A 3,589-nucleotide genomic window follows, 5' to 3' on the forward strand; every position below is an offset into this window, starting at 1 on the left:
TAGACCAGCCCACTACTCAGGTGGCTCCGGTACGGCCTTACCCCGAGCGCACGGGGGCCAAGGGGTCGTTCATCTACAAGATGTTGACGACCACCGACCACAAACTGCTCGGCATCATGTACTTGGTTGCCTGCTTCGCGTTCTTCCTCATCGGTGGCCTGATGGCACTGCTGATGCGCTCTGAGCTGACCGTTCCGGGTCTGCAGTTCCTGTCGACCGAGCAGTACAACCAGCTGTTCACCATGCACGGCACCGTGATGCTGCTGATGTACGCGACGCCGATCGTCATCGGTTTCGCCAACGTCGTGCTCCCGCTTCAGATCGGCGCCCCGGACGTGGCGTTCCCGCGGTTGAATGCCTTCAGCTTCTGGCTGTTCGTGTTCGGCTCGACAGTGGCCGTGGCCGGATTCATCACCCCCGGCGGCGCCGCTGACTTCGGCTGGACCGCCTACACCCCATTGACCGACGCCGTGCACTCTCCGGGTGCGGGCGCCGACATGTGGATCCTCGGCCTGGCCGTCTCCGGTCTGGGCACCATTCTGGGTGCGGTCAACATGATCACCACCGTGGTCTGCCTGCGCGCTCCCGGCATGACGATGTTCCGGATGCCGATCTTCACCTGGAACATCCTGGTCACCAGCGTCCTGATCCTGCTGGCGTTCCCGTTGCTGACCGCCGCTCTGATGGGTCTGGAGGTCGACCGACAATTCGGCGCCCAGCTCTACGATCCGGCCAACGGTGGCGTGATCTTGTGGCAGCACCTGTTCTGGTTCTTCGGTCACCCCGAGGTCTACATCATCGCGCTGCCGTTCTTCGGCATCGTCTCGGAGATCTTCCCCGTCTTCAGCCGCAAGCCCATCTTCGGTTACAGCGGTCTGGTCTACGCAACCCTGGCGATCGCTGCGTTGTCGGTGGCGGTGTGGGCGCACCACATGTATGCCACCGGCGCGGTCCTGTTGCCGTTCTTCTCGTTCATGACGTTCTTGATCGCGGTGCCCACGGGTGTGAAGTTCTTCAACTGGATAGGCACGATGTGGAAAGGTCATATGACCTTTGAGACACCCATGCTCTTTTCCGTCGGCTTCATCATCACGTTCCTCTTCGGTGGTCTGACCGGCGTCCTGCTCGCGAGCCCGCCGCTGGACTTCCACCTGTCCGACAGCTACTTCGTCGTCGCGCACTTCCACTACGTGCTCTTCGGCACCATCGTGTTCGCGACTTACGCCGGTATCTACTTCTGGTTCCCGAAGATGACCGGACGCATGCTCGACGAGCGGCTGGGCAAGATGCACTTCTGGCTGACGATGATCGGCTTCCACACCACGTTCCTGGTGCAGCACTGGGTCGGTAACGAGGGCATGCCGCGTCGCTACGCCGACTATCTGTCGTCGGACGGGTTCACCACGTTGAACATCGTGTCGACAGTGGGTGCGTTCATCCTCGGTGCCTCGACGCTGCCGTTCCTGTGGAACGTGTTCAAGAGCTACCGCTACGGCGAGGTCGTGACCGTCGACGACCCGTGGGGCTTCGGTAACTCGCTGGAGTGGGCGACCAGCTGCCCGCCGCCGCGACACAACTTCACCGAGCTCCCGCGCATTCGGTCGGAGCGGCCTGCGTTCGAGTTGCACTACCCGCACATGGTCGAGCGGATGCGGGAAGAAGCCCACGTCGGTGCCGGTCACGGCAAGACCAGCGACAAGGCCGAGAAAGCTCGTCGCGATCCGTTGACAGTCGGAACCCACGAGTCGTCGACCGACCCAGATCCGAGCTGATCGCTCCACCTTCTACACCGAAACCGGCTATCTCCTACGAACCGTCGTAGGGGATAGCCGGTTTCGTCGGCCCATAGGGTTTACGATCATCTCCAGTGCGCTTCGCGCCGCCGTGGGCCAAACAGCCGACCACGACGACTCGGAGCGAGTGGCGGCGCCATAGGAGGATCTGTGACTGCGTTAGACCAGCCCACTACTCAGGTGGCTCCGGTACGGCCTTACCCCGAGCGCACGGGGGCCAAGGGGTCGTTCATCTACAAGATGTTGACGACCACCGACCACAAACTGCTCGGCATCATGTACTTGGTTGCCTGCTTCGCGTTCTTCCTCATCGGTGGCCTGATGGCACTGCTGATGCGCTCTGAGCTGACCGTTCCGGGTCTGCAGTTCCTGTCGACCGAGCAGTACAACCAGCTGTTCACCATGCACGGCACCGTGATGCTGCTGATGTACGCGACGCCGATCGTCATCGGTTTCGCCAACGTCGTGCTCCCGCTTCAGATCGGCGCCCCGGACGTGGCGTTCCCGCGGTTGAATGCCTTCAGCTTCTGGCTGTTCGTGTTCGGCTCGACAGTGGCCGTGGCCGGATTCATCACCCCCGGCGGCGCCGCTGACTTCGGCTGGACCGCCTACACCCCATTGACCGACGCCGTGCACTCTCCGGGTGCGGGCGCCGACATGTGGATCCTCGGCCTGGCCGTCTCCGGTCTGGGCACCATTCTGGGTGCGGTCAACATGATCACCACCGTGGTCTGCCTGCGCGCTCCCGGCATGACGATGTTCCGGATGCCGATCTTCACCTGGAACATCCTGGTCACCAGCGTCCTGATCCTGCTGGCGTTCCCGTTGCTGACCGCCGCTCTGATGGGTCTGGAGGTCGACCGACAATTCGGCGCCCAGCTCTACGATCCGGCCAACGGTGGCGTGATCTTGTGGCAGCACCTGTTCTGGTTCTTCGGTCACCCCGAGGTCTACATCATCGCGCTGCCGTTCTTCGGCATCGTCTCGGAGATCTTCCCCGTCTTCAGCCGCAAGCCCATCTTCGGTTACAGCGGTCTGGTCTACGCAACCCTGGCGATCGCTGCGTTGTCGGTGGCGGTGTGGGCGCACCACATGTATGCCACCGGCGCGGTCCTGTTGCCGTTCTTCTCGTTCATGACGTTCTTGATCGCGGTGCCCACGGGTGTGAAGTTCTTCAACTGGATAGGCACGATGTGGAAAGGTCATATGACCTTTGAGACACCCATGCTCTTTTCCGTCGGCTTCATCATCACGTTCCTCTTCGGTGGTCTGACCGGCGTCCTGCTCGCGAGCCCGCCGCTGGACTTCCACCTGTCCGACAGCTACTTCGTCGTCGCGCACTTCCACTACGTGCTCTTCGGCACCATCGTGTTCGCGACTTACGCCGGTATCTACTTCTGGTTCCCGAAGATGACCGGACGCATGCTCGACGAGCGGCTGGGCAAGATGCACTTCTGGCTGACGATGATCGGCTTCCACACCACGTTCCTGGTGCAGCACTGGGTCGGTAACGAGGGCATGCCGCGTCGCTACGCCGACTATCTGTCGTCGGACGGGTTCACCACGTTGAACATCGTGTCGACAGTGGGTGCGTTCATCCTCGGTGCCTCGACGCTGCCGTTCCTGTGGAACGTGTTCAAGAGCTACCGCTACGGCGAGGTCGTGACCGTCGACGACCCGTGGGGCTTCGGTAACTCGCTGGAGTGGGCGACCAGCTGCCCGCCGCCGCGACACAACTTCACCGAGCTCCCGCGCATTCGGTCGGAGCGGCCTGCGTTCGAGTTGCACTACCCGCA

At 62.2% G+C, this 3,589-nt stretch carries 2 protein-coding genes; both read left to right on the forward strand.

The window, feature by feature from the left end:
• Positions 1-1,772 (forward strand): cytochrome c oxidase subunit I (ctaD, locus tag BH683_RS00055; protein WP_246833118.1); only part of this gene is annotated, 1,772 nt, incomplete at its 5' end.
• 171 nt (positions 1,773-1,943) lie between these two features.
• Positions 1,944-3,589, forward strand: a 1,646-nt coding sequence (ctaD, locus tag BH683_RS00060) for a cytochrome c oxidase subunit I (RefSeq protein ID WP_084834246.1), incomplete at its 3' end; no start/stop codon positions are given.

Source organism: Williamsia sp. 1138 (assembly GCF_002095435.2).
Taxonomy (GTDB): Bacteria; Actinomycetota; Actinomycetes; order Mycobacteriales; family Mycobacteriaceae; genus Williamsia.